Origin of the sequence: Pseudoalteromonas sp. S3431 (assembly GCF_000690035.1) — a bacterium.
GTDB classification, from domain to species: Bacteria; Pseudomonadota; Gammaproteobacteria; order Enterobacterales; family Alteromonadaceae; genus Pseudoalteromonas; species Pseudoalteromonas fuliginea.
Map to the genome: position 1 here is coordinate 1 of NZ_JJNY01000014.1, position 1,417 is coordinate 1,417.

Here is a 1,417-nt window from a genome sequence, read left to right on the forward strand (position 1 = left end):
GTGGGAGTCATTATGTCTATACGTTTAAGGAGTTGTGGTGCAAATTGAGATAAGCAAACGAAAAGCAATATTTTACGCTTTACTAAGTTTGTTAATTGGACCTCCTTTAATTGTATATGGTGTTTATTGGCTGAATATCGGGAAAATAAGTCTTACATATTCAATATTATTTACAGCCCTAGGTCTTATGATGAGTGTTTATTCATATGCACAATTTTTAATTGTCAGAAGCACTTGTTTAGGTCTTATTTTTACACCAGAAGGGTTAATTGATAATTCAACATTGCCCAATGACATCCTAATTGAATGGTCAAATGTTAAATTAATAAACTGCCCTGATTTGAATCCACCACCACATTTTTCTATTCACTTAAATGATGACAATAAATTTTTTAGTAACCTTAATTGGTTCTCTAAGCTTTATTTTAAAATAACTAAAATGTGGTACAAAACACCTATTGTACTAGTTACTGAAAATTTAAGATGTACAGCAAAAGAGCTTGATGCCATATTAGAAGAATATTCAAGCCTGTATGTGCAGTAAACGTATAACAACACGCCCTGAGGTGGACAGCAAGCGCTAAAGCTCACTTTCCACCGCAAATTTTAACAGCGGTGATCCCTTACTTTTCAATGCCGTTAAGTAAGTTGATTCATCGTAGGGCGTATGTGTCTTCCAGCACCTAAATAGGATTCGTATCCACTTAAATGCCAATGATCTGATGATGGTATTATGAGGTTTTCCTTTGGCTTCTTGCTGCCGATAATATGCTTTAGCCCAAAATGAATAACGCACAGATAATCCAGCCCATTCCACAAATGTTTGCCTTAAAAATTTAGTGCATGAGTACCGCCAGTGTATCCATTCTTTCTTGCCACTGCGTTCGGTTACTGGAGCAATGCCTGCGTATTTTTGTATGTCAGCGGCGCACTTATAGCGGTCACGATTTGACCCCATAGCGGCTAATAATCGAGGTGCTAATTGTGGGCCTGCACCGGGTAAACTATCAAAAATAGCGCGATCTGTATGTTGCTTATAAAGTGTTTTAATTTCGTCATCAAATCGTGTTATTGCCAACATTAGCTGTTTAAGTTGCGGAATGAGGCATTCAATAAGTAATAAGTTTGGCGTGATCACCGCCATATCTTCGGTGAGAATTTCTGCATCTTTTATTTCTTTTATCCGCTTTTCATTAACGAGTGGGTAGCGGGAATTATGTTGATTAAAGAAGTCGAGTAGTGTTTGTTTCCTCGCTTTTTTAGCGTGAGCAAGAGAGGGCCAACGCAGTAAGAAGTCACAAGGACGATAACAGTGACACCCATCCTATTTTTTGCAGTTTAGTGAACTAAGTACTAGGCTTTTATCAGTGTGAAAAATAAGCAGGGTGTCTTATGGCAATTGCAAGAAAGCGCCAAG

General features: G+C 37.8%; 1 protein-coding gene and 1 pseudogene. One reads left to right on the forward strand and one right to left on the reverse strand.

What is annotated here, in order from left to right; all coding sequences use genetic code 11:
• Positions 1-37 precede the first annotated feature (37 nt).
• On the forward strand, positions 38-544 hold the full coding sequence (locus DO88_RS14580) for an STM3941 family protein (protein ID WP_157600355.1): 507 nt from the start codon (positions 38-40) through the stop codon (positions 542-544).
• 36 nt (positions 545-580) lie between these two features.
• Here DO88_RS14580 and DO88_RS0118210 read toward each other — a convergent pair.
• A pseudogene (locus tag DO88_RS0118210) lies at positions 581-1,300 on the reverse strand (transposase); the annotation flags it as partial.
• Positions 1,301-1,417 lie beyond the last annotated feature (117 nt).